We start from the raw sequence: 24,904 nt of genomic DNA on the forward strand, positions 1-24,904 counted from the left end.
CGTCCGACGGGCTACGATGGGGTGTGGTCTACCTCTCACTTGCTCTCGCCGCCGTCGCGGTTGGAGCCTGGGTGCTGTCCTACCACCGATCCTCACAGCCTCGCCGTAGTGCCGATCTGTTCGTCGCCCTCTCCGAGCTCAACGACTCGCGGGCCGACCATCAGCGGCACGCTGCCGAGGTGATCGAAGAAAAGCACCACCTCGAGGCGCACGCCGGCTGGCCGTCAGCCGTGATCGGCTTGTTGTCGGTGATGGCTGTGGTCTTCATGGTCCAGGACCCGTCAAACACCGTCAGCGGCGACGGCCTGGTGTGGATGACCAGCGAGCTCCTTGTGATCGCGTTGATATCAGCGGTCTGGACCGTCTGGTGCGTCCAACGCGCCGCCCGCCTGGCGGTGCGCCAGGCGGGCCTGCATCGGTGAGTTCACAACCGGTCCTCGTGTCAACGGGACGGTTCACTCGATCGGGCCAGAACGCGCATGGCATGCTTGTCGACGCGCCCCTATAGCCCAATTGGCAGAGGCAGCGGACTTAAAATCCGCACAGTGTCGGTTCGAGTCCGACTGGGGGCACCCGCCGAACGTTGCGTGGGATCCTGGGGGGCATTTCTGCACCCCTGGATCCCACGCAACTTGGAGTCGAAGGTCCCGCGGAGCGCAGGCACGTCCTTGAGTCTGCCGCGCTCGTCGACCAACTCACGGAATCGGGCGTTACGCGGCGATACCGATCCCACGAGTCTCTACCCGCGCAGGTTCTCCAGCAGCCGCAGCCACACCTCGCTGACCGTCGGGTACGACGGGACGGCGTGCCAGAGCCGGTCGATCGACACCCCTCCGACAACAGCAATCGTCGCCGAGTGGACCAGCTCGGCGATGTCGGGGCCGACGAACGTGGCTCCCACCAACACATTTCGTTCACGATCGATGACCAGCTTCGCGCGGCCGCTGTAGTTCTCCCGCGCGAGCGCCGACCCCGCGACCTCGATGTCGAGCTCCGATGTGACCACGTCGAGCCCGGCGTCGCGGGCGGCGTGTTCGGTCAGCCCCACTGACCCGACCTGCGGCTCGGTGAACACGGCCTGCGGCACGGCGGCATGATCGGCGGTGGCCGCGTACCGCTCGCCGGCGAGCGAACGTCCCTCCGCGCGTGCGGCGATCACATCACCGGCAACCCGTGCCTGGTACTTGCCCATGTGCGTCAGCGGCGCACGGCCGTTGACGTCACCGACGGCATAGAGCCAGTCATGTCCGGCGACGTTCAAGTGATCGTCGACGTCGAGTTTCGCCTTCGGATCGATTCCGAGAGAATCTAATCCGACGTCGACGGTGCGGGGCCGTCGACCAGCGGCAACCAGGATCTCGTCGACCTCGAGGCGGTCGGTCACGTCGCCGTCACCGTTGGCGAGGTCGACAACGGCCGGCCCCCCGTGAATCCGTCCGTAGCCGGTGTCGTCTACGCCGGGACGTGTCACGGACGCGAACGTGGTGCCGAATCGAATGTCGACGCCGCGGCCGCGGAGGCCTGTGGCGACACGCTCTCCCGCAAAGGGTTCCATGGACGGCAACAGCGCTTTTCCGCGAACCACCATCGTCACCTCGCTACCGAGCTCGGCCAGCCAGGTCGCGGCCTCGCAGGCCACCACGCCACCGCCGAGCACAGCGATACGTGGCGGGACCTCGACGAGGTTGGTCGCATCACGCGACGTCCAGGGCGCAGCGTCGGCAAGCCCCGGAATCGGCGGGATCGACGCCTCGCTGCCCGTCGCCAACACCACGGCCGCGGTCGCGCGCAGCCGTCGGCCGTCCACCTCCACCTCACGCTCACCGACGAGACGTCCCGCACCGCGCACGACGTCGATTCCAGCTCCGCGCGCCCACTCAACCTGGGACGAATCGTCGCGGTTCTCGGTGAAGGAGTCCCGCCACGCGAACAGTCGAGCGGAGTCGGGCTGACCGTCGACGACACGCGGCCGCGAACCGGGCAGGCCCGTCGCCGCGTCGAGCGCGGCTCCTGCGCCGAGCAGCGCCTTGCTCGGCATACAGGCCCAGTACGAGCACTCTCCGCCGACGAGCTCACTTTCCACGAGGACCGCGCGGCGAGAGCTTCCGCGGATCGCATAGTCGGCGGCGTTCTCGCCCGCGGGGCCACCGCCGACCACGATGACGTCGTAACTGTCCGAATCTGCCATGAAATCCACGGTAGACGCCGATCACATGTAACGGAGCGGGCGCGCATACCGACCTCTTACACATCGGGGACCACAGACGGCAGGAGTCACATGCCCATCCCACCCCATTCACCGAGTAGCGATCCGCGCGATCAGTGGACCGTCTACGACGACGCTCCGACGGCCGCCGAGCCGACGCCGACCGCCGACGCCCAGGCTCGTCAGCCTCGACGTATCCGACGCCGCCTGGTCGGCGTCGGGACCGTGCTGACACTGACCGCGGCGCTCCTGGGCCTCGGCGCCCTGGTCGGCAAGGACGACCGCGCGTCGGCCATGGTCGGTCATCCCGAGGTCCTGCGGCCCGGATGCAGCTGGGATCCGTCGGGCAATTACGTGCAGAACTGCAAGGTCTGGTCGGAGTCCCAGCACAAGTCCGTCATCGTCCAGATACGCGCATCCAACGGCAGCGCGAAGGGCGTGTACCTGCTCGACGGCATGCGTGCGCGTGACGACCGCTCGGCGTGGACCACCGACGTCCAGGCTGCGAAGGTTTACGACGGCAAGAGCGACACCACACTCGTCATGCCCGCGGGCGGGGCGTCGTCGTTCTACACCGACTGGGACGGCGGAGCGGGCGACAAGAACGTCACGATCAAGCAGGAGACGTTTTTGACCCAGGAACTGCCCGACTACCTCGCCACCAACTTCGGTGTGAGCAAATCGGACAATGCGATCGTCGGCCTCTCGATGTCGGCGGGGCCGGCGGTGACGCTCGCCGAGCGGCACCCGGAACAGTTCAAGGTCGTGCAGGCGATGTCGGGTTACTACCAGACCGACAATCCGATCGGTGCGCTCGGCGTGCTCGCCACACAAACGCTCGTCTCGAACTACACCAACGGCATCGTCAACATGTGGGGTGCGCCGGGTAGCGCCCGGTGGACGGCGAACGACCCGTCGAAGAACATCGATAAGCTCAAGCAGAACGGCCAGACGTTGATCATCTCGTCGGGCAACGGGTTCCCGAGTCCTACCGACATGGCGAAGCTCTCGCAGTCGGATTTGATCAACGCTGTGGCGTTGGAGATCCTCTCAGCCGTCTCGACGGTGCTGCTGCAGCTGCAACTGGCACAGAGCGGGGTGTCGGTGATCTCGCTGCCCAACTACGGGGTGCACAACTGGGCCAATTGGAATCGAGGACTCGGCGCAGGCAAGGACGACGTACTTGCCGCACTCAACAAGACTCCCGCAGTGACCGCGAAGACCCAACTGGTCAGCGCCGCGGGATCGCCCGAACCCGACGGCGTCGCGAAGGCAACCGCGGCCGCGCGTGTCGCCGCGGCTGCACCGGTGCAGACACCTGCGGTACTCGCCGCGCTCTCCGGCAGCACCCAGGAGTCGACGACACCATCGGCATCAGAGTCCGCGGAATCGGCAACGTCTGCAACCGAATCGACAACGCCGGGCACCTCCTCCGAGGCGACCACCACGGAGCCTTCCCCGTCGCGTGCATCGTCCACACCGGGAAGCGCTACCACCCCGATGCCGACTGGAGCGGATACGCCGACCACCACCACGACGACCACACCCGTGCCGACGCCATGACGGACACGGTCGACGTCGGTACGCCGAAACACACGAACCACACGCTCGACGTCGACTCAGACCGCAGCGGTGACGCGACGCTCAGGGACACCAGAGTGCTGCCGATCGATTGAATGATCTACTCGAGATATGACGCCGTCCTCGACACCGCTGGTCCTCGCCGCAGATCAGGGTGCGGTTGCCCTGCTGACGTTGGCCATCGCGGTTTACTCCGCAGCGATCCTGATCTGTATCGGCGTCGGCATCAACGCGGTCTCCCGGGGGCGTCGACGCCTTGCCGTCGCGATGGCGGTATGCGTCGGCGTCCTGGTCATCGCAGGCGTCGTGGTCGCGGTGATGAGCAGCATCCACTGATCTCGGGCAACCCGACACGCCAGCCGCCGGACGCCTGCCGTACGCACAAATGCTCGGCGGTATTCACAGAGCGGGTTTAGACTTCGGCGGTTACGCTCTGCCGCCGGGGGACGCAGCCCGTTGCCCCGACAGCGCAATCGATCTCCTCAGGGGTGTGTATGTCAGAGATGCCGTTCGGCGGGTTGAGTCGTCGGGAGTTCTTGTCGAGGGTCGCCGCGGTCGGCGGTGGCGCGCTGCTCACGTCGTGGGCCGCGCCGATCATCGACAAGGCGTACGCCCAAGCCGACCCGGCGGGCACGGGGTCACTGGACGACATCGAGCACATCGTCCTGTTCATGCAGGAGAATCGCAGCTTCGACCACTATTTCGGCACCTACTCTGGTGTCCGCGGATTCGGCGAGTCGACGCCGCTGTGGCGCCAGCACGGATGGGCACCCGGCGTAGGACCGACGAAGTCGGGTTACACGATGCCCTTCCGCCTCGACACCGAGAACGACGCCAACCTTGACGGCGAATGCATCAACGACCCCGACCACTCGTGGGCGGGACTGCACAAGGCGTGGAACGGCGGGCGCAACGACGGCTGGCTCCCGATGTCGGTCGAGTCGGTCGGCCCCGCCAACGCACCGGCACTCATGGGCTACTACGAGCGCGACGACATCCCGGTCCACCGCACCCTCGCCGAGGCATTCACGATCTGCGACGCCTACCACTGCTCCGTTCTCGGCCCCACCGACCCCAACCGGCTCTACTGGATGAGTGCAACCCTCGACCCGGAGGGCACCCATGGCGGCCCACTTCTCGAAACACCCACGCTCATACCGAAGTTCGCCTACAGCTGGCGCACGATGCCGGAGAACCTCAGTGAGGCAGGTGTGAGCTGGAAGATCTACAACAACAAAGACCTCGGACCGATCTCCTCGGTCGTCCTCGACGGCATGATGGGGTGCTTCAAGCAGGCACAGAATCCTGACTCGGAACTGGCCCGACGCGGCATCGCACCCACCTACCCCAACGACTTTCGCGCCGACGTCGCCGCCAATCGGCTCTCCCAGGTGTCGTGGGTCGTCCCGCCCGCCATGGAGTGCGAGCACCCCGCTCTCCCCGCTGCTCTCGGCGCGGTGGGCATCGTGCAACTCCTCGACATCCTCACATCAAACCCTGCCGTATGGGAGAAAACCGCTCTCATCATCAGCTACGACGAGAACGGCGGCTTCTTCGACCACATCGTTCCGCCCACTGCCCCGCCCGGGACCAAGGGCGAGTACGTCAGCGTGCCGAACATCAACAAAGTCTCGTCGTCGAAGGGCATCCGCGGTCCTATCGGACTCGGCTATCGCGTGCCCTGCTTCGTGATCTCGCCCTACAGCCGTGGCGGTCTGGTCGCGCGCGAGACCTTCGACCACACGTCACAACTGAAGCTCATCGAGAAGCGTTTTGGAGTCGACGTCCCGAACCTGACAGCGTGGCGCAGACAGACCGTCGGCGACATGACGACAGCATTCGACTTCGCGCATCGACCGAACGCGGCCCGGCCTCGACTCGGCGATCCGAATCCCAAGGCGCAGAATGCTCTCGTCAAGTGTGGACCCAACGTCGCTGCGGGCACGGCAGGTTATGGCAAGCCGTATCCGGTGCCGCCCAACCGAATGCCGCGCCAACAACCGGGAACGCGCAGATCGCCGAGCGGCATCGTCTGATCCTGCTCACGCCGCAGCGGGCAGTCGTCCACCGATCACCGCGGCGACGGTACGCGCGAAGACCACTGTCCAGGCGGCGAGGAGAACACCGAACAAAATCGCGGCGCCGACGCGGAACATGGTGGCGTCCAACGCTGTTCCCAGTGCGGCGAGGCCTGTCACGCAGGTACCGATCGGGAAGGTGAAGCTCCACCACGTCAGCGCGAACGGCAGTGAACGCCGTACGTTGTGCACCGTGACAGCGGTCGCGAGCGCGAACATCCCTGCACCCAGCCCGGTGGCGGCCAGACCGTAACAGATCCCGAAGTCGACGAGGCCGGCAACTATCATGTGCTGGTCGGTGCGCCCGACGAATGCGCTGTCGGCATGAGCAGCAAGGGAATTGGCCGCCGTGACGGACTGGCCGATCACGCCGAGCGTGATCCAGATCGTCGGTGCCGCGCGCCCGGTCGGGACACCTCCGCGCATCAACCGGCCGTAGATCAGCGTGAGCGTGACCATCCCGAGGAACACGCTGAGCCCGAACAGCAGGTAACAGAGCGCGAGGAAACCCAGCCGCCACTGCCCGGACGGCACGTGCTCGACGAGGAGCGCCCCCGTCGTCGCCGACACCATCGGCGGAACGACGGGCATCAGCCAGGCCGGTAGTGCGACGAGCTCACCGCGTCGATGATGGTGCGTCATCATGAGATACGGCACCCCGATCGCCGTGCCGAGTCCCGCCAGGGTTCCAGCCGACCACAACACTGCGTCCACGACGACCGCACCAAGCGCACCGAGGATCGACGATCCGACGGTGATGGTTCCCGCGCCGACGGTCAACAGCGCCATCGGGATCGCGCCGTAGAACTGCACCATGACCGGGTCCGCCACGTAGCGACGCGCGAGGACCGGATGGCGCACCCAATGAGCACAGAAGGCGACAGTGATGAGCACGAGCAGCACTACCGCCAGTACCCAGATCGCACTCGCAAAGGACCGGATCGCCGGCAGTTCCCCGCCGACACTGATCGCCGACGTCGCAACGATCCCCGTACCCATCACCGCCGCGAACCAATTGGGGGTGATGTGCGCGAACGCGACTCCCCCTCGACGCAGGGTCGACCTTTCACCCGCTGCGACGTCGTCACCACACGATCGGTCAAGGATCTCGGTCATGCTCCGAGCTTCGTCGCCCGGACGACCTACCGGAAGACGGCTCGGTCTTGTGAGCTCACAAGTTGGACTTGTGGCACCGCATGGCGTGGCGGGAGCAATCCGTCACTCGACGGACATCTCCCCCAGCTCCGACCAACCGTCGGCATCGACGGTGGTGTTGATGATCTCCGGAGTCGAGACGAGGAAGTTCGGCAGGTCGGCCGTCGCCTTCTTGAAGTGGTCACTCGAGACGTGCGCCACCGCTGCGTCGTCGTCGAAAGCTTCGATGAGGACGTACTCGTTAGGGTCGTCGAGGCTTCGCGACCATGAGAACCACTTGTTTCCGGGTTCTGACCGCGTGGCCTCTGTGAACTCGGCGACCAGCTCTGGCCACTGATCTGCATACTCGGGCTTGATCTGCCATTTGGCGACGATGTGGATCATGTAGCCAGCCTAGGTCGGCTCTGCGACCCCGGGGAACAGTCACCGTGTCTCATTGTGAGAACCCTCGACGAGCGAACCTCACACACAGGCTCGTTGCATCACTCCACACACGCGCGCGTAACTTAGGTCACACAGCATGACCGGAGGAGAAGCGATGCGCGAGATCACCAGGTTCTATGTCGACGGTCAGTGGGTGGAACCCACTGAACTCAACCTCGTCGACGTGATCAACCCGGCCACGGAGAAGGCCGCCGGCCACGTGGCACTCGGCACGGCAGCCGACGTCGACGCCGCGGTGAGCGCGGCGCGTCGCGCCTTCGCGACGTGGGGCCGCAGCTCCGTCGACGACAGGGTTGCGGTACTCAACGCCATCATCGCCGAGTACCAGAAGCGCACCGACGACCTCGCCGAAGCCGTCACCGAGGAGATGGGCGCACCGGCAGGACTCGCGCGTGCCGCGCAGGTTCCGATCGGACTCGGTCACCTGATGACCGCGGCGGCGGCACTGCCCGAGTACAGCTTCGTCGAGGACCGTCGCGCCTCGCGGATCGTCAAGGAGCCCATCGGTGTCTGCGGTTTCATCACGCCCTGGAACTGGCCGCTCAATCAGGTGATGTGCAAGGTTGCACCGGCGCTGGCGACCGGCTGCACGATGGTGCTCAAGCCGTCCGAGGTCGCACCGTTCTCGGCAGCGATCGTCGCCGAGATCTTCGATGCCGCAGGCGTTCCCGCGGGAGTGTTCAATCTCGTCAACGGCGACGGCCCCGGCGTCGGGTCGGCGCTGGCCGCCCACCCCGACATCGACATGATCTCGTTCACCGGCAGCACCCGCGCGGGCATCGAGGTTGCGCGCACCGCAGCACCCACGGTCAAGCGAGTGGCACAGGAACTCGGCGGCAAGAGTCCCAACATCATCCTCGACGACGACGACCTCGCGAAAAATGTCGCCGGAGGGGTCGCGACGATGATGACCAACTCGGGGCAGTCGTGCAACGCACCCACGCGCATGCTCGTGCCCAACTCGCGTCTCGACGATGCGATCGAAGCCGTCAAGTCGGTCGAACCCTCACTCACGGTGGGCGATCCGACGGGCAAAGTACGCCTTGGCCCCGTCGTCTCCGAGCCGCAGTTCGAAAAGATCCAGGGACTCATCGAACGAGCCATCGGCGACGGCGCCACCCCGGTCATCGGAGGTCCGGGCAGGCCCGACGGCCTGCCGACCGGCTATTACGTGCGCCCGACCGTGTTCTCCGGCGTCACCAACGACATGGAGATCGCGCGTACCGAGGTGTTCGGGCCTGTACTGGTCATCATCGGCTACGACGACATCGACGAGGCGCTCGCGATCGCCAACGACACCGAGTACGGGCTCGCGGGCTATGTGTCGGGCAAGGATCTCGACGAGGTGCGTCGAATCGGCGAACGCATCCGGGCGGGCTCGATCTCGCTCAACGGTGCGCAACTCGACCCCTCCGCCCCGTTCGGCGGCTACAAGCACAGCGGCAACGGCCGTGAGTGGAGCGACTACGCCTTCGACGAGTTCCTCGAGGTGAAATCGCTGCTCGGCTACGACGCCTGAACCGACACCGCGTTCGGGTGGGCAACCGGCCCATCCGAATACGGTGTGCCCACCGAAGACTCGGTGACAGACGCACAAGGTCGACCGGCAAGGAGCCCCGATGACCATTGCTCGTGACATCGCCGACGTGATCGAACACCACATCGGCGGTGAGATCCCCGTCCATGTGACAGCGTGGGACGGCAGCGTCGCCGGCCCCGACGCCGCGCCGCACGTCGCCGTTTACAGCGCAGACGCACTACGCCGGATGGTGTGGCACCCGGGCGAACTCGGAGCAGCTCAGGCGTATGTCACGGGCGAGCTCGACGTGCTCGACGACCTCGACGAGGCGCTCAGCCACGTATGGAGCGTCGCCCGCGAGCGTGGGCTGTCGGGGATCCGGCCCTCGCCGCGTGTGCTTCTCGACGCCGCGCGCCTCGCATTGCGGTATCGACTCCTGGGCATGCCGAAGGCGCCCCCCGCGACACAGGCACGGGTGCGCGGACGCCTGCACTCCCGCGCCCGCGACCGTGCCGCGATCAGTCATCACTATGATCTGTCGAACGAGTTCTACGAGCTCATCCTCGACGACCACATGGCATATTCGAGCGCCTACTGGACCTCCGACGCCCCCGATTACACGCTCGCCGATGCCCAGGCCGACAAGCTCGACCGCGTCTGCCGAAAGGTCGGCCTCGACTCCCGACCGGGACAACGATTCCTGGACGTCGGCTGTGGCTGGGGATCGCTATCGTTGTATGCGGCAGAGCATTTCGACGCCAACGTGGTCGGGGTGACCATCTCGCGCGAACAGAAGGCGTTCATCGACGAGCGGATCGCGCAGCAGGGCTTGGCCGATCGCGTGGAGATCCGGGTGCAGGACTACCGCGAGATCCCCGATCGCCCGTTCGACGCGGTCGCCTCCCTGGAGATGGGTGAGCACGTCGGCGAGCAAAACTACGCGACCTATGCACAGGTGTTGCACGACAAGGTGATTCCCGGCGGCCGGGTATGCATCCAGCAGATGTCACGGCCCGAGGGCAATCATCCCGGTGGTGGTCCGTTCATCGAGTCGTTCATCGCGCCCGACATGTACATGCGCCCGGTGGAACGCACTGTGCAGTACCTGACCGATGCAGGACTGCGTGTCGACGACGTCGAGGAGATGGCCGAGCACTATGTGCGCACCGTCGACGTCTGGTACGACACGTTCGAGAAGAACTGGGCGCGCGCTGTCGAGTTGGTCGGCGACGAGATGGCTCGGGTGTGGCGGCTCTACCTCGTCGGAGGACGAATGGCGTTCCGCGAGGGACGCATGGGCGTCGAGCAGATCACCGCGACGCGGCCGGTCAGTTCCGGGCCTGCGTGACGTGTGCGTCGAGCCAACGAGCCGTCGTGTCGAGCACCTTCTCCTGTTCCGGCTCGTTGAAGATCTCGTGATAGAGGTCGTCGAAGATGACGAGGGTCTTGTCCTCGGAACCCGCGAGCCGTTCGACCATCTCGCTGCCTGCGGGATTGGTCAGTCGATCGGCTGAGCCGTGCATCACCAGCAGGGGGATGTGCAGCGAGCCGACCCGGCCGGGGAAACTCTGCATGGTCGAGAGCATCTCCGCGCCGAGCCGTGCGGGAATCCGCGCACGCGTGACCATCGGATCGGTCTGATACGCCTCCACGACAGCGGGATCACGCGACACCGCGGTCGAATCCAACGCGATGGTCGGCAGCCACGGGGCGATCTTGCCGAGGACCTGCGAGACCGCGATGACCGGCCCGGGCATGTCATCACCGGGCATCACTGCGGCGCCCGAGAGGATGAGTCCGTCGAGCATGTCCTGATGGTCGAGCGCGTAGTCGAGCGCGATGCACCCGCCCATGCTGTGCCCGAGCAGATAGGTGGGCAATCCGTCGATTGCGGTCTGCGTGATGACGGTGTGGAGATCGTCGCTGAACTGCTTGAACGACTTGATACGCAGGCGTTTTCCGCCGGACTTACCGTGTCCGAGATGATCAGGGATCGCGACGGCGAACCCCGCGTCGGTGAACGTTGCAGCAACGTGTGCGTAGCGCCCGCCGTGCTCGCCGAGTCCGTGAGCGATCACGACGAGTGCCCGCGGATCTGAGGGAGTGAGCGTCGTATAGAAGATCTGCTCACCGTGCTTGCCCGAGAAGGTACGTTCCTCGGTTGTGACGTCGGGTGTGCCGTCCGCGCTGTCAGCCATGGGGGCCATTATTGCCTACTCGGTCCGTCACAGGTTGCTTTCAGCGGGCTCCGGCCTCCCCGACGAGCTTCTCCGACGCTGCCCACAGGCCGTCGACGAGGTCGCGGCGTCGAGCCTGTTTGTTCTGTAGCCCGTTGGGCTTGAGCCGGTTGAAGTAGACGCCGTTGATCGCCGGGTCGGCGCCGCGCCGGGCCAGCGCGACGAGAGGTTGCGCACCCTGCTCCGGGGTGATCGTGCCGACACGCTTCAGCGGCGTGCGATAGAACAGCCCGATGAAAGCCGAGTCTCTGCCGAAACTGGAGGCGACAACTCCGGGATGTACTGCGGCGGAGACAATCCCGTCATCGCTCCACCGCTCGGCAATCCCGCGGGTGAACATGATGTTCTCCAGTTTGCTGGTTCCGTAGCAGCGCAGTTCGAAAGGTCGTCTGCGGTTGTAGTCGAGGTCGGTGAGATCGACACTGCCTGCGAGGTTCCCGAAGCTCGACGTGTTGACCACCAACGCGCCGCCGTCAGCGGACAGCCGATCCTTCAACAACGTGGTGAGCAGAAAACCGGAGAGGTGGTTGATTTGAAAGTTCGGTTCGTGGCCGTCGGCGGTGCGCTGCGATGGCGAGAAGGTCCCGCCCGCGTTGTTCAGGAGAACGTCTACCGATCCCGTGTGGCGCGCGATCTCGTCTGCCAGCTTCCGGACGTCGTCGAACCGCGCGTAGTCAGCGGCGAACCACGTCGCACCCGTCTGTGCGGCCACGGCCTCTGTCTTCTCGCGCGACCTACCGACCACGATCAGGTCGACGTCGTCGCCCGCGAGTTCTCGCGCCGCGACCGCACCGATCCCGTCACTCGCGCCCGTGATCACGATCGTTCGCTTGTCTGCCACAGAACACCCCTCGTCGGTCGCCGCCCCTGCGGCGTGAACACCTGCACTCAGGTCTACACGTTGCTGCCGATTATGCGGAGTGGACGACGTCGTCGGTCCGGGGTTCATACACTCCGATCATGAGCACACCACAGCTGCGCACGGTCGTCTCCGACATGTCGTTCACAGAATGCCCGCGATGGCACGACGGCCGACTGTGGTTCGTCGACTTCTACACACACGCCGTCTACTCGGTGGCAGAAGACGGCTCCGACCTCCGCGCAGAACTCGAGGTTCCCGCGCAACCGTCCGGATTGGGATGGCTCCCCGACGGCAGGCTGCTCGTCGTGTCGATGAAGGACCGCGCAATACTTCGGGTCGAAGACGACGGATCGGTCGTCGTGCACGCCGACGTCAGCGAGCACGTCACCGGCCATCCGAACGACATGGTCGTCGACGATAAGGGTCGCGCCTGGCTGGGCAACTTCGGTTTCGACCTCATGGCAGGCGCCGACCTCGACACCGCGTCACTGCTCCGCATCGACGCCGACGGCACCGTAACGTCCGTCGCGTCGGGCCTGCACTTTCCGAACGGCAGCGTGGTGACGCCGGATGGAACGACGCTGATCGTCGACGAGACTTTCGGAAATCGCATCAGCGCGTTCACGATTGGTGCTGACGGTTCACTCGGAGAGCGTCGGGACTGGGCACGTTTCGGTGACCAGCCGTCGTCTCCCTCACTTGCCGACGCTCTGGGCATGTCCGTCGTCGCCCCAGACGGCTGCGGGCTCGACGCACAGGGGTGCCTCTGGGTTGCCGACGCTGTTGGCAATCGTGTCATCCGAGTACGGGAGGGCGGAGAGATCGTCGACGAGATCGCGGTCGGCACAGGGGCATACGCCTGCATGCTCGGAGGAACTGCCGGTAACACCTTGTTCATCAGTTGCGCGCCCGACTTCGATGAGCACGCCCGTTCAGCAGCACGCGAAGCGACGATCCGCGCAATTCCGGTCGCGGTGGGTCACGCCGGACGCCCCTGAGCCACAGTCACTCCCGCCAGAAACCCGCTTCTTCGAGAAGCTCGACGGCGCGGTGTCCGCCACGGAGGAAGTGTCCTTCTATGAGTGTGCGGACCATGCCCGGCGAGCGATCTCGTAGCGCGTCGAGGATCTCGCGGTGGTCACGCAGCGATGACGCGACCGCGTCGGGGTGGGAGTCGAAGAAGTTGGGCGGAATCGCGCGGCTGAGCAGTCGCAACTCCGCGATGAGACGACGCGACCTCGACGCCTTGTTGATCATGCGGTGAAAAGCAGCGTTCAAGCGCTCCATCTCCACTAGGTCGTCGGTACCCTCCATCTGCTCAGCCAGATCGTCGAGCGCCGCGAAGTCGGCGTCGGACAGATTGGCTGCTGCGCGCTCTGCGGCGAGGCCGGAGATCACACCGAGCATCCAGTAGTGGTCGCGAATGTCCTCGCGAGCCAGGTCCGCAACAAATGCCCCGCGCCGCGGAATGGTCTCGATGATGCCCTCCCCCGCGAGCGCGATGAGTGCCTCGCGGACGGGCAGTTTGCTCATTCCCAGCTTCTCGGCCAACGCATCCTGGTCGACCTTAGAACCCGGCCGAAGTTCGCCTGCGAACACGAGACTGCGAATCTCACGTGCTGCTGATTCCTTGCGTACCGACGACACGGCATCCGACCCCGTCTCGACCTTCTCCTGCGGATTGACAGTCACGCGTCGATCTTAGCGCGCAGATATAAAACATGCGGTCGCCTTAATATCATCCGATACCACCGAGTGAGCTGAACGCACCCGATTTCCTGCATGAATGCCGCACCCTCTGGCGAGATCGCCTCTTTTTTGATATTTTTCGATCATGACTGCTGCATCAGCACAACAGCACAGACCGGCCGTCGACGCCGACGATTTCTCCCAGATCCGCGCACTGGTGCACGAGTTCATCCGAACCAAGGTGGTTCCTCGCGAGGCCGAGATCATGCAGGCCAACGGGATCCCCTCCGACCTACGCGCGCAAGCAGCCGAGATGGGTCTCTTCGGATACGCCATCCCTCAGGAGTGGGGCGGACTCGGACTCGACCTGGCCCAGGACGTCGAACTCGCGATGGAATTCGGATACACGAGCCTCGCTCTCCGGTCGATGTTCGGCACCAACAACGGGATCGCCGGTCAGGTTCTCGTCAACTTCGGCACCGACGATCAGAAGAAGCAGTGGCTTGCAGGCATAGCGTCGGGCGACGTCGTCGCGTCCTTTGCGCTCACCGAGCCCGGCGCGGGATCCAACCCGGCGGGACTGCGCACGAAGGCGGTCCTCGACGGTGACGAGTGGGTCATCGACGGACAGAAGCGCTTCATCACCAACGCTCCGATCGCCGACCTCTTCGTCGTCTTCGCGCGCACCCGTCCTGCAGACGAATCGGGCACGGGCATCGCAGTATTCCTCGTTCCCGCCGACACTCCAGGTGTCGAGGTCGGCGCGAAGGATTCCAAAATGGGCCAAGAGGGTGCCTGGACCGCAGACGTCACGTTCGACTGCGTGCGCATCCCGGTGTCCGCACTCGTCGGGGGCGACGAGGAGAAGGGCTACAAGGCTGCCATGACCTCGTTGGCGCGCGGCCGCGTCCACATCGCTGCCCTGTCGGTCGGACAGGCACAGCGCGCGCTCGACGAATCGGTGGCCTACGCAGCCAATGCCACCCAGGGCGGAAAGGCCATCGGCTCTTTCCAATTGGTGCAGGCTATGCTCGCCGACCAGCAAACGGGAGTGATGGCCGGACGAGCGTTGGTGCGCGATGCTGCGGCCAAATACGTCTCTGGCGAAGACCGTCGCATTGCACCCTCCGCGGCGAAACTCTTCTGCACAGAGATGGTCGGTAAGGTCGCCGATCTCGCCGTACAGATCCACGGCGGCACAGGTTATATGCGCGAGGTGCCCGTCGAGCGCATCTACCGTGATGTGCGGTTGCTGCGTCTCTACGAGGGCACCAGCGAGATCCAACGACTCATCATCGGCGGCAACCTCATCCGCTCCGCATCGACACACAGCTGATACTCAACTTCCCCGATCGAGAGAGAATTCCACGCCCATGCCAGGACCACTCCTGCACAACCAGACCGCCGTGATCACCGGCGCCGCCCAGGGAATCGGCTTCGCCATTGCCCAACTCTTCATCGATGAGGGTGCTCGCGTCGTCATCGGCGATGTCAACGCGGATGCCGCACAGAAGGCTGCCGTCGAACTCGGCGGCGCCGATCGCGCCATCGGGGTGCGGTGCGACGTCACCGTCAGCGATGACGTCGACGCGTTACTCGCCGCTGCCGCAGACGCATTCGGTCCCGTGGATGTGATGGTGAACAACGCGGGTATCACCAGGGATGCGACGATGCGGAACATGACCGAGGAGCAGTTCGACCAGGTCATCAGTGTGCACCTGAAGGGAACCTGGAACGGTACGCGCAAGGCAGCGGCCATCATGCGTGAACGCAAGTCCGGCGCGATCGTAAATCTGTCGTCGCTGTCGGGCAAGGTGGGCATGGTCGGACAGACCAACTACTCGGCAGCCAAGGCAGGCATCGTCGGCATGACGAAAGCAGCTGCGAAAGAGATGGCGCACCACGGTGTTCGGGTGAACGCCATCCAACCCGGCCTGATCCGCTCGGCTATGACCGAGGCCATGCCACAGAAGGCCTGGGATCAGAAGATGGCCGAGATTCCCATGGGCCGTGCGGGCGAGGTCAGCGAAGTCGCCACCGTCGCACTGTTTCTCGCCAGCAATCTGTCGTCGTACATGACAGGGACGGTCATGGAGGTCACCGGCGGGCGATTCATGTGACAACCGCGGATATGCCTACCGGGTCTGACGCCCCTCGACCACTCGACGGTGTACGCGTGGTCGAGATCTCGAGTTTTGTCGCCTCGCCGTTGTGCGGGCTCACTCTCGCTCAGCTGGGCGCCGAGGTGATCCGTGTCGATCCGGTCGGCGGTGCGGCGGACGTCAACCGCTGGCCGCTGACCGATGACGGCAGCACCTCGATCTATTGGACGGGACTCAACAAGGGCAAGAGGTCGGTCACCGCTGATCTCCGATCCGACGAGGGTCAGTCACTGGTCACCCGACTCATCACCGAATCCGGCCCAGGCGGCGGCATTCTCGTCACCAACTCGGGCGGGCGGAAGTGGATGAGTCACGAAGTGCTGCAACAGAGTCGTTCCGACGTGATCACGTTGGAACTCCTCGGCGGTTCGGACGGCTCCCCTGCCGTCGACTACACAGTGAATGCCGAGCTCGGCTTCCCTCGGCTCACCGGACCCATCAACCACGACGGACCCGTCAATCACGTTCTGCCGGCGTGGGATGTGATCTGCGGGCTGTACGCGGCAGTGGCGATCACCGCGGCCGTGCGACGTCGCGAATGCACAGGAGCGGGCAGCCGCATCCGATTGCCTCTCGAAGACACTGCGCTGTCGATCGCCAGTACCCTCGGCTATCTCACCGAACCACAGGTGAATTCACGGTCGCGCGAAGCAACCGGCAACGACGTCTACGGAACCTATGGCACCGACGTCGCGACCGCCGACGGCGATCAATTCATGATCGTTGCACTGACGCCTCGACACTTCCGCGATCTCGTACAGCTCACCGACACAGGCGACGTGATCGGCTCTCTCGAGCGAGCGCTCGACGTCGATTTCTCCCTCGAAGCCGACCGCTTCGCTCATCGCAGCGTGCTGAATGCGTTGTTCAGAAAGTGGTTCTCCGAACACTCGACCAGTGACGTGTCTGCCGCCCTCGCCGCGTCGTCGGTGCTCGCCGGGAGATACCGCACTTTCGACGAGGTGGTGGCTTCCGGTTCACTCAAGACCAATCCGCTCTTCGCCGAGGTAGACCAACCGGGCATCGGGCGCTACCTCGCCGCTGCGCTGCCCGCGACATTCGACGGCCAACAGTACTTCGTCGGCCCTGCGCCACAACTGGGCGCGCACACGCCGGTCACTGATACATCGGGCATCGAAGCGGACTGAACCCCGTTCAGGCGCCACACCACCATCCGTCACCGATCGGCCCCACTGCACGCTCCCCCTGGACCCGCATCGTCATCTACGTGAATCGAGATCACAGTATTGCTCGACAGAAGGGTGAACGGTACTGTGTTGCAAATGGTCAGTCCATAAACCCGGCTGACGTGCACGGCACTACTTGACGAGAGGACACAGACGTCTCATGACCGAATTCGGCGACATCACCTACGAGGTCGACAACGGGCTGGCATGGATCACCATCAATCGTCCGGAACGTTACAACGCGTTCCGCGCACAGACGGTCGACGAACTCATCCTCGCCTTCAAGATGGCGTGGGCCAGCTCCGAGGTGGGTGTCGTCTGCCTGACCGGCGCCGGCGACAAGGCCTTCTGCGCCGGCGGAGATCAGAAGCAGCGCATGGAGACCGGCGACTACGGCCCCTCGCAGAGCGGACTCTTCGAAGTCGAATCCCTGCACCGAGTCATCCGCGACAACCCCAAGCCGGTGATCGCTGCGGTCAACGGATTGGCGATCGGCGGAGGACACGTCCTGCACGTACTGTGCGATCTCACCATTGCTGCCGACACTGCGCAGTTCGGCCAGAACGGCCCCCGCGTCGGCTCGTTCGACGCGGGCCTCGGGTCGGGCTACTTGGCGCGTGTCGTCGGCGAGAAGCGAGCACGCGAGATCTGGTTTATGCTGCGTCGCCTCTCGGCCGAGGAAGCCCTGGACTGGGGTCTTGTCAACAAGGTGGTGCCAGCCGCCGAGCTGCGCAACGAGGTGCGGGCATGGGCGGATCAGATGCTCGACTTCTCCCCCACCGCGCTCAAGGTACTCAAGCAGTCACTCAACACCGACACCGAACATTTCGTCAGCGTCGGCCAGATGGCGTACTCGACACTCGAGATCTTCGGCGAAACCCCAGAGGCCCGTGAGGGCATTACCGCGTTCAACGAGAAGCGGAAGCCTGACTTCACTCCCTATCGAGGCAAGTGAGTTGCAGTTCTCCCCAGAGCAACGTGAGTTCGCGACGGCAGTGTCCGACTACTGCCGTCGCGAGCGCGCGACGCTGGCGCAACGTGACGCACTCACCGAGGGCGGCACGCTGGCCAACAGTCCGACGGTGTTGTCCGACATGGCGTCCCATGGGTGGCTGGGCGTATCACTGCCGGAACAGTTCGGTGGCGGTGGCGCGGGATTCGTCGACGAGTGCATCTTCTTGGAAGAGTCGGCCCGTGGACTGGCGCCGATCACCGCGTACTCGACGGGTCTGACTGCGGCGCAGACGTATCTACGTTGGGGCACAGACGAGCAGAAGAAGACCGTCGTCACCAACCTCACCGCCGGCCGTTTGGAGGCCATCGCCCTGAGTGAACCAGGGGCAGGCTCGGATCTGGCCGGACTGCGGGTGACCGCCCGCCGCGAGGGCGACCGATACCTCATCAACGGCCAGAAGACCTGGATCTCCGCTGCACATGTGGCCGAACACATCCTGGTGCTGGCCCGCGAGGAGTCCGGCGGCACCAAGCATCAGGGTATGACCCTACTGATGGTTCCCACCTCGGCACCCGGACTGACCATCCGCGGCATCGAGACGATGGAACCCCGCACCTGCAATGATGTGTTCTTCACCGACGTCGAGGTGCCCACGTCAGCGGTCGTCGGAACACCGTGCAACGCGTGGAAGCAGCTCATGCGCGGCCTGGCCATCGAACGAATGATCATCGCCGCCATGAGTATCGGTGCGGCGCGCCGTGCACTCGACGACGTCGTGGCGTACGCCAAGGATCGCGAACAGTTCGGGCAACCGATCTCGTCGTTCCAGGCATTGCGTCATCGGATGGCCGACCTCGCCACCGACATCGAGATGGCTCGCCTCTTCGTCTACGACGTCGCCGCCAAGATCGACGCCGGTCTCGAAGAGGCGCTCTCCATGGAGAGTTCGATGGCAAAGATGCGGTGCACCGAGATCGCCAAGAACACAGCGCTGGAGGCAATGCAGATGATGGGCGGTTACGGCTATGCCCGTGAATACGGCATGGAAGGCCAGGTACGCCGGGCCCTCGCACCGCCGATCTACGGCGGCACCAACGAGATCCAACGCGAAATCATCGCGAAGAACATGGGCCTGTGAATACAGAAACCACGGTAGACCCGAGAACGAGGTAACTCAATGAACGAGATCTTCTCGCCAAAGCTGTTGGCGGGCAAACGCATTCTTATCACAGGTGGCGGTACCGGTCTGGGCCGTGGAGTTGCACGGCAACTCGTCGAGCACGGGGCCGAGGTCCACTTGTGGGGCCGTCGAGAAGCCGTGCTCGCCGAGGCCGCAGCCGAGGCTTCCGAACCACATCCGGGTTCGGTGCATTATCACACCGTCGATGTACGTGACTACGAGAACGTCGACGCCACCATGGGCGCGATCTGGTCCGAGCACGGACCGCTGACCGGTGTGCTCAACAATGCTGCAGCCAACTTCATCGCGCAGACCAAGGACCTGAGCCCCCGGGCGTTCTCTGCGATCACCAGCACTGTGATGAACGGTTCATTCCACACAACCCACGCCGCAGGCAAGCGGTGGATCGCCGACGAGCTACCGGGGAGCGTACTGTCCACTCTGACCACATGGGTGTGGACGGGGTCGGCTTTCGTCGTGCCTTCGGCGATGGCGAAAGCAGCTGTTCATTCGATGACAATGTCTCTCGCCGTCGAATGGGCCAAGCACAACATCCGCGTCAATGCGGTTGCTCCAGGTCCTATTCCCACCGATTACGCCTGGGAGATGCTCAATCCCACCGACAAGAGTTCGGTCGGAGCCACTCAAACCGACTCGATCCCCGCAGGCAGAGCCGGAACAATCGAAGAATTGGCCAACCTCACGATGTTCCTCCTCTCGGACGCATGCGATTACCTGACCGGACAGTGCATCGCGATGGATGGTGGCCAAATGCTGGCGGGCCCAGGCACTTTCGCTGGCCTGACAAGTCTGTCGGACGCCGACTGGCAGCAGATCAAGGAGACCAGCAAGGCTGCGTCCGAATCGAGTAAGGCGCAGCGGAGCGTCTGAACTCACCTACCGACGCACGCGAAGATGGGGCCGCATCCTGCTCGAGGATCCGGCTCCATCTTCGCGGGGGTCACCTACACGGGCATGGCCACGATCGCCGAGGACAGGCCGCTATCAGTGAACTGCGGCCTTCGTCGGCATGCCCATCACATCGACGCCGTGTATTCGTACGACCTGCTGCGGGTCTGCGCGAGCTCGAAAATACCGACGCCTTGTTCGCCATTGCACGTGTACGAACACAGACGATCGGTGAGCGCCGAATCGAGCGTGCTCGGATTGACCGACCCGTCGAGTGGAAAACGGTCCACTTCGATGTGATCAACGCTCTTCTGGGCTCCGTGATGCCCGCCGTACCCGGCGCCTGCCATGTAGCCGCCACGGGCGCTGGCATCAGCGAATATCGGATACGTCCGGCCGGAGTCGGTATCGACCTCGACAACGCCCTCGACCAGATCGCGATGTGCATCGAACGTGAGGTTGTGCCGCACATCGGTGACGTCGTCGACGAGTCCGTTTGCGTGCATCACGGCGCCCTTGAGAAGCATGCGCCGGTGATCACGTGTTTCGACCAGCAGGAACCCTACCGAATAGTCCGAGAACTGCGCTTGGAACCAGATGTGCAATCCCTGACCACCGGACATCGTGCGGACCCCTCGCGATCGGTCCCGTTGCCCGCACCACCCGTCGACGGATCGGTCGACGCCGTCAATGGACAGCGTGCCGTCGTAGTATCCGGACTGGAACAGATGATCGAACGAGGTGGGCGTCGACGTGTCGTTGGTGACGCTTACGGTACCGAACCACGGTGGCGTCTGGGCCCGCCAGGTCACATCGAATTCAACGCCGATGTCGTTGGGCCCGAGCACGAGCCGCCATGCCGCGTTCGGCTCGAGGAGCTCGAATCGAAAAGGTCCTGCCCCGTCGCGCTCGGTGGCGCTCAGTACGCTCGCGTAGCGTAGATTGCGTTGCTCGTGCTTGTCACTGAGCAGGACATAGCCGTCAACGGCGTCGTTGGGCGGATAGAACCCGAAGCCCATGATGATCGACGGTTCGGTCGCCTGCTGCGGGTGCAGATTGAACATGCAGCGATCGAAGAACCCGGCAGGCAGGTCGGATACGTCGGGACCCACGAGTCGATCGTGGAATGTGGTGGTACCGGCTGTCATCGGATCTCCTTGTGTCTGTGCGGGTTCGGGTTCAGACGCCGGCGTCGACAAGGCCCGCACTGCGACGTGCATCGGCCAAGAAGCTCGTCACCAACCCGGGGTCGGCGTAGTACGGGTCACCGATTCCGTCGACGAGTCGTCTCCGGCTGTACTCGTAGAGCACCGCGAGCTTCCACAGCGCGAGGGTGGTATACCAGGACAGATTGCCGAGGTCTCGGCCGCTGCGCCGGGCGTACCGGTCCATCAACTCGTCGCGACTCGGATATCCCTCTTCGAGCATCGCCGTACCCAGCGCCGCCGTCGGGTTGGGGTCGTGGCCGGACTCGGGCACCGTGGCGAGAAAGTACCCTATGTCGAGCAGCGGGTCGCCCAATGTCGCGAGCTCCCAATCCAGTACCGCGGCAACACGCCCTGGATGATCGGGTTCGAGTACGACGTTTCCGATCCGGTAATCGCAATGCACCAGTGTTGCGTCGGATTCTGCCGGCGTATTGCTGAGCAGCCATTCATCGACGTCTGCGAATTCTTCTGGCGCAGAGCCATTCTCGTCGGCAATGAGACGCCTCATGCGCGCAACGTGTCGGGCGTTGAACCCCTCGGGGCGCCCGAGATCTGCGAGGCCTGCCGCCCGCCAATCGACAGCATGTAGCGCCGCAAGGGTGTCTATCAGGCTGTCGCCCACCGCCCTGCGTTGCGTCGGGGTGTTCAGCGGCGATGGGGTTCTCGTCGTCACCACCGGTCCGGACGCAAACGACATCACGTACATCGGCACGTCCAGCACATCACGATTATCGGCGACGGCCAGTACCTTCGGTACGGGTACTGCGGTGTCGGACAACGCTGACATGATGCGCGCCTCCCGCAGCATGTCGTTGGCGCCCGGCGGAATCGGGGGCGGCGGTGGCCGCCGGACAACGACGGACTCGGTCCCGTTTGTGACGAGGTATGTGAGGTTGGAATGCCCGTCGCCGATCCGCCGCGTGGTGATGTCACCGCTCATGATGCGGTGCTCGGTGAGAAACCCACGCAGCCGGTGGAGGTCGGAATCGCTCCAGTCCCAGCCCGTCGTGTCGTCGGTCATCGCGGTCACCGACCTGTGAACTGCGGCGCGCGCTTCTCTTTGAATGCAGCAAGTGCCTCGGGCATGTCAGCTGTGCGAGTGAGCAGTGCTTGACCGCGGTTCTCGAGTTCGAGTGCCGCTTCGTAAGAACCTATTTCGGCGTTCCGCTGGATCGCCCGCTTGGACATGCGGACGCCGCCGGGGGAATTCTGCGCGATGAGCCGGGCCATGGCCATCGCCTCGTCGAGTAGTTGCTCCGAGGGGACCACATGATTGACCAGGCCGATACGCAACGCCTCGTCAGCCTTCACTATTCGCGCGGTGAAAGCGATCTCGGCAGCACGGGCGGGACCGACGAGTCGTGCCAGATTGAAGGACGTGCCCAGTTCGCCGATCGATAGGCCGACCTTCACGAAGGCGGCGCTGAGTTTGGCAGTGGGGGCCGCCAGCCGGATGTCGGCGGCGAGCGCGAGGGCGAACCCGCCTCCGGTTGCCGGCCCGTGGATGGCGGCGATCACCGGGAACGGAAGGTGGCGGATCGATTGGATACCGCCCGTCGCGGTTTCCTGGAACTTGAGGAACTCCCGCACACCCATCTCGGTGATGACCGAGATCTCGTCCAGGTCGAAGCCCGCACAGAAAGAACGCTCACCACTCCCGGTGACGATGAGCGCGCGTAAGCCGCTGTCACGCAGAGCGCGACCCGCGACGAGATACTCATGGAACATCTCGACCGTCTGCGAATTCATACGGTCGGGACGATTCATCTGAAGCACGCCGATGCCGGATTCGGGCTCGGTGAAGGTAAGGGTGTTCAGGGAAGGAAAGTCAATGGTCACGTGCGCCTACCTGGCTCGATGAATGGACGTCGGTCAGTTGCCCTGGAAGACCGGCGGGCGCTTTTCCTTGAACGCGGCCAGAGCTTCGGGCATATCCGTGCTGCGGGTTAGCAACGCCTGACCGCGATTCTCGAGTTCGAGAGCCGCGGCGTACGAACCGACTTCGAGATTCGCCTGCAGAGCCCGCTTTGAAAGTTGAACCCCACCAGGTGAGTTCGCGACGATCTGCTCGGCGAGTGCCAGTGCGTCAGCGACAGGATCGTCGTCGGCCACCCAGTTGACGAGCCCGAGCTCCTCTGCTTCTGAAGCTTCGACGATCCGACCGGTGAAACAGATCTCGCTCGTCTTGGCGGGTCCGATCAAACGAGTCAGCAGCCACGACGTTCCGAGGTCTCCCGCGGACAGCCCGATGCGCACGAAGGCTGCGTTGAATTTGGCTGCAGGGCCGCCGATCCGGATGTCTGCTGCCAACGAGAGAGAGAATCCCCCGCCTGCAGCGGCACCGTTGACGGCCGCGATGACAGGCACTCGCACCGATCTGATCGCCGCAAGCGCACGAGCCGCGCGTTCCTGCTGATCGAGCATGCCCAACGCGCCGAGATTGGGCAGTTCGTCAGCATCGGCGAGGTCGTACCCCGAACAGAACGCCTTGCCTGCGCCGGTCAGAATGACGACTCGTAGGTCGTCCTCGGCGCCGAGGTCCCAGGCGAGCTGCTCGAGCTCGACAAACATGGCATTGGTCATCGCGTTGTATCGGTCTGGACGGTTCAGGGTGACCACAACGATCCCCGGCTTGACCTCTTCGGCAAGCAGGGTCTCCATCTGTCGGTCTAGTGCCTTCATTCACGAACTCCTCAGTAGAGCGGCAGGGGTGACCTCGAGCATCAGCGGAACTCGGGCTTACGCTTGTCGACGAAGGCTCGGATGCCTTCGGCCGCCTCTCCGTCCTCGAAAAGTTGCTGGATCTGCTCAACCTCGACCCGCGATCCCTCGGCGAGAGGAGAGTCGAACGCAGCATCGACGGTCCGCACCACCGCCAACTGCGCAGGTAGCGAGGGCCCGATGAGCTGATCCGCGAGTTCACGCGCCGCCACTGTCACGTCACCGTCGGTGAGCCGATCAACGAGGCCGATGCGATAGGCCTCGTCCGCGGATACCTGCCGCGCGGTCAGCATGATGTCGAGCGCACGCCCACGGCCAACGAGACGCGGAAGACGTTGCGTTCCGCCCGCACCCGGAATCAAACCGAGTTTCACCTCTGGTAGACCGAAACGGCCATTGGGCCCCGCCACACGCAGTGTGCAGGCCATGGCCAGTTCGAGCCCGCCACCGAGCGCCACACCATCGACGGCCGCAACCGAGATCCAGGGGGAAGCAGCAAGCCTGTCGTTCACCTCACGCATCTTGTCGCCGTAGGCAGTGAAGCTTGCCGCATCGATGGATGAGAGGTGCTTGATGTCGGCACCAGCGGCAAAAAACCCTGGGATCGCCGACCTGATCACCATGACCTTCACATCGCCCGCTTTCTCAGCGGCATCCATCGCCGAGTGCAGTCCATCCAGGAGCGGAATACCGAGTGCGTTGGCAGGAGACCGCTCCAGGGTGACCTCACTGATCCCTGGCGACACCGTCGTCGAGGTCACCACATCTTGCGCCTGATCTGCCATACCGTCCTCACGTCCGCTCATCCTGC

Annotated in this window: 24 protein-coding genes and 1 tRNA gene; 14 read left to right on the plus strand and 11 right to left on the minus strand. The window is 64.3% G+C overall.

The genetic code is table 11. From position 1 onward, the window contains the following. Positions 1–23 precede the first annotated feature (23 nt). Together GOACH_RS12240 and GOACH_RS12245 are read left to right on the plus strand one after the other, a co-directional pair. Positions 24–422: a hypothetical protein gene (locus GOACH_RS12240; RefSeq protein ID WP_005174995.1), complete on the plus strand. Its 399-nt coding sequence runs from the start codon at positions 24–26 to the stop codon at positions 420–422. Positions 423–498: 76 nt separating this feature from the next. Beyond that, positions 499–572: transfer RNA gene (locus GOACH_RS12245), tRNA-Leu, on the plus strand. A gap of 167 nt (positions 573–739) precedes the next feature. Here the strand turns inward: GOACH_RS12245 and GOACH_RS12250 are convergent. Continuing rightward, on the minus strand, positions 740–2,188 hold the full coding sequence (locus GOACH_RS12250) for a dihydrolipoyl dehydrogenase family protein (RefSeq protein WP_040518560.1): 1,449 nt from the start codon (positions 2,186–2,188) through the stop codon (positions 740–742). Positions 2,189–2,278: 90 nt separating this feature from the next. Here GOACH_RS12250 and GOACH_RS12255 point away from each other — a divergent pair, with 90 nt between their 5' ends. The 3 genes from GOACH_RS12255 (at position 2,279) to GOACH_RS12265 (ending at position 5,823) form a co-directional block, all read left to right on the plus strand. After that, positions 2,279–3,769 carry an alpha/beta hydrolase gene (locus GOACH_RS12255; protein WP_005174998.1) on the plus strand — a complete coding sequence of 497 codons (1,491 nt, stop codon included), beginning with the start codon at positions 2,279–2,281 and terminating at the stop codon, positions 3,767–3,769. Positions 3,770–3,898: 129 nt separating this feature from the next. Further along, complete coding sequence (locus GOACH_RS12260) at positions 3,899–4,123, plus strand: hypothetical protein (RefSeq protein WP_005175002.1); 225 nt, start codon at positions 3,899–3,901, stop codon at positions 4,121–4,123. A gap of 158 nt (positions 4,124–4,281) precedes the next feature. Beyond that, positions 4,282–5,823, plus strand: coding sequence for an alkaline phosphatase family protein (locus tag GOACH_RS12265; RefSeq protein ID WP_005175003.1), 1,542 nt, complete (start codon positions 4,282–4,284; stop codon positions 5,821–5,823). A 6-nt stretch (positions 5,824–5,829) separates the two neighbouring features. On the opposite strand, the gene GOACH_RS12270 is transcribed toward GOACH_RS12265, so the two are convergent. Together GOACH_RS12270 and GOACH_RS12275 are read right to left on the minus strand one after the other, a co-directional pair. Further along, the gene (locus GOACH_RS12270; RefSeq protein WP_005175005.1) at positions 5,830–6,981 is read right to left on the minus strand and encodes a TDT family transporter; all 1,152 of its coding nucleotides are present in this window, start codon (positions 6,979–6,981) and stop codon (positions 5,830–5,832) included. Positions 6,982–7,083: 102 nt separating this feature from the next. Further along, positions 7,084–7,404, minus strand: a complete 321-nt coding sequence (locus GOACH_RS12275; protein ID WP_005175006.1) for a putative quinol monooxygenase — start codon at positions 7,402–7,404, stop codon at positions 7,084–7,086. A 154-nt stretch (positions 7,405–7,558) separates the two neighbouring features. Here GOACH_RS12275 and GOACH_RS12280 point away from each other — a divergent pair, with 154 nt between their 5' ends. Both GOACH_RS12280 and GOACH_RS12285 read left to right on the plus strand, forming a co-directional pair. After that, positions 7,559–8,983, plus strand: coding sequence for an aldehyde dehydrogenase family protein (locus GOACH_RS12280; RefSeq protein WP_005175008.1), 1,425 nt, complete (start codon positions 7,559–7,561; stop codon positions 8,981–8,983). A gap of 100 nt (positions 8,984–9,083) precedes the next feature. Next, positions 9,084–10,331: an SAM-dependent methyltransferase gene (locus GOACH_RS12285; RefSeq protein WP_005175010.1), complete on the plus strand. Its 1,248-nt coding sequence runs from the start codon at positions 9,084–9,086 to the stop codon at positions 10,329–10,331. Here GOACH_RS12285 and GOACH_RS12290 read toward each other — a convergent pair. After that, complete coding sequence (locus GOACH_RS12290; protein WP_040518505.1) at positions 10,312–11,181, minus strand: alpha/beta hydrolase; 870 nt, start codon at positions 11,179–11,181, stop codon at positions 10,312–10,314. The genes GOACH_RS12285 and GOACH_RS12290 overlap by 20 nt on opposite strands. 40 nt (positions 11,182–11,221) lie before the next feature. Beyond that, complete coding sequence (locus GOACH_RS12295) at positions 11,222–12,061, minus strand: SDR family NAD(P)-dependent oxidoreductase (RefSeq protein WP_005175014.1); 840 nt, start codon at positions 12,059–12,061, stop codon at positions 11,222–11,224. A 119-nt stretch (positions 12,062–12,180) separates the two neighbouring features. Between GOACH_RS12295 and GOACH_RS12300 the strand changes: the two genes are divergently transcribed. Then, complete coding sequence (locus GOACH_RS12300; RefSeq protein ID WP_005175016.1) at positions 12,181–13,080, plus strand: SMP-30/gluconolactonase/LRE family protein; 900 nt, start codon at positions 12,181–12,183, stop codon at positions 13,078–13,080. Positions 13,081–13,087: 7 nt separating this feature from the next. On the opposite strand, the gene GOACH_RS12305 is transcribed toward GOACH_RS12300, so the two are convergent. After that, positions 13,088–13,774, minus strand: coding sequence for a GntR family transcriptional regulator (locus GOACH_RS12305; RefSeq protein ID WP_005175018.1), 687 nt, complete (start codon positions 13,772–13,774; stop codon positions 13,088–13,090). 142 nt (positions 13,775–13,916) lie between these two features. Here GOACH_RS12305 and GOACH_RS12310 point away from each other — a divergent pair, with 142 nt between their 5' ends. The 6 genes from GOACH_RS12310 (at position 13,917) to GOACH_RS12335 (ending at position 20,146) form a co-directional block, all read left to right on the plus strand. Next, positions 13,917–15,107: an acyl-CoA dehydrogenase family protein gene (locus tag GOACH_RS12310; RefSeq protein ID WP_005175020.1), complete on the plus strand. Its 1,191-nt coding sequence runs from the start codon at positions 13,917–13,919 to the stop codon at positions 15,105–15,107. 37 nt (positions 15,108–15,144) lie between these two features. Continuing rightward, a complete protein-coding gene (gene fabG, locus GOACH_RS12315; protein ID WP_005175022.1) occupies positions 15,145–15,891 on the plus strand; it encodes a 3-oxoacyl-ACP reductase FabG in 747 nt (248 codons plus the stop codon). A gap of 11 nt (positions 15,892–15,902) precedes the next feature. Then, positions 15,903–17,081 carry a CoA transferase gene (locus GOACH_RS12320; RefSeq protein ID WP_040518507.1) on the plus strand — a complete coding sequence of 393 codons (1,179 nt, stop codon included), beginning with the start codon at positions 15,903–15,905 and terminating at the stop codon, positions 17,079–17,081. A gap of 199 nt (positions 17,082–17,280) precedes the next feature. Next, positions 17,281–18,075 (plus strand): enoyl-CoA hydratase-related protein, encoded by a 795-nt coding sequence (locus tag GOACH_RS12325; protein WP_005175026.1) that lies wholly within the window; start codon positions 17,281–17,283, stop codon positions 18,073–18,075. A gap of 1 nt (position 18,076) precedes the next feature. Beyond that, entirely contained in the window at positions 18,077–19,213 is a 1,137-nt protein-coding gene (locus tag GOACH_RS12330; RefSeq protein WP_005175028.1) for an acyl-CoA dehydrogenase family protein, read from the plus strand. A 39-nt stretch (positions 19,214–19,252) separates the two neighbouring features. Further along, a complete protein-coding gene (locus GOACH_RS12335; RefSeq protein ID WP_005175029.1) occupies positions 19,253–20,146 on the plus strand; it encodes an SDR family oxidoreductase in 894 nt (297 codons plus the stop codon). Between the two features lie 146 nt (positions 20,147–20,292). Here GOACH_RS12335 and GOACH_RS12340 read toward each other — a convergent pair whose 3' ends face one another. Genes GOACH_RS12340 through GOACH_RS12360 form a run of 5 tightly spaced genes read right to left on the minus strand, consistent with a single transcriptional unit; the run spans position 20,293 to position 24,899 of the window. Further along, positions 20,293–21,312: an Rv3169 family protein gene (locus tag GOACH_RS12340; RefSeq protein WP_005175031.1), complete on the minus strand. Its 1,020-nt coding sequence runs from the start codon at positions 21,310–21,312 to the stop codon at positions 20,293–20,295. A 31-nt stretch (positions 21,313–21,343) separates the two neighbouring features. Further along, positions 21,344–22,393 carry a phosphotransferase family protein gene (locus tag GOACH_RS12345; RefSeq protein WP_040518561.1) on the minus strand — a complete coding sequence of 350 codons (1,050 nt, stop codon included), beginning with the start codon at positions 22,391–22,393 and terminating at the stop codon, positions 21,344–21,346. Positions 22,394–22,398: 5 nt separating this feature from the next. Further along, the gene (locus GOACH_RS12350) at positions 22,399–23,211 is read right to left on the minus strand and encodes an enoyl-CoA hydratase/isomerase family protein (protein WP_005175034.1); all 813 of its coding nucleotides are present in this window, start codon (positions 23,209–23,211) and stop codon (positions 22,399–22,401) included. 33 nt (positions 23,212–23,244) lie between these two features. Further along, complete coding sequence (locus GOACH_RS12355) at positions 23,245–24,054, minus strand: enoyl-CoA hydratase/isomerase family protein (protein WP_005175036.1); 810 nt, start codon at positions 24,052–24,054, stop codon at positions 23,245–23,247. Positions 24,055–24,095: 41 nt separating this feature from the next. Then, positions 24,096–24,899 carry an enoyl-CoA hydratase/isomerase family protein gene (locus GOACH_RS12360; RefSeq protein WP_005175038.1) on the minus strand — a complete coding sequence of 268 codons (804 nt, stop codon included), beginning with the start codon at positions 24,897–24,899 and terminating at the stop codon, positions 24,096–24,098. Positions 24,900–24,904 lie beyond the last annotated feature (5 nt).

Origin of the sequence: Gordonia aichiensis NBRC 108223, from assembly GCF_000332975.1 — a bacterium.
In the GTDB taxonomy this organism is placed as follows: Bacteria; Actinomycetota; Actinomycetes; order Mycobacteriales; family Mycobacteriaceae; genus Gordonia; species Gordonia aichiensis.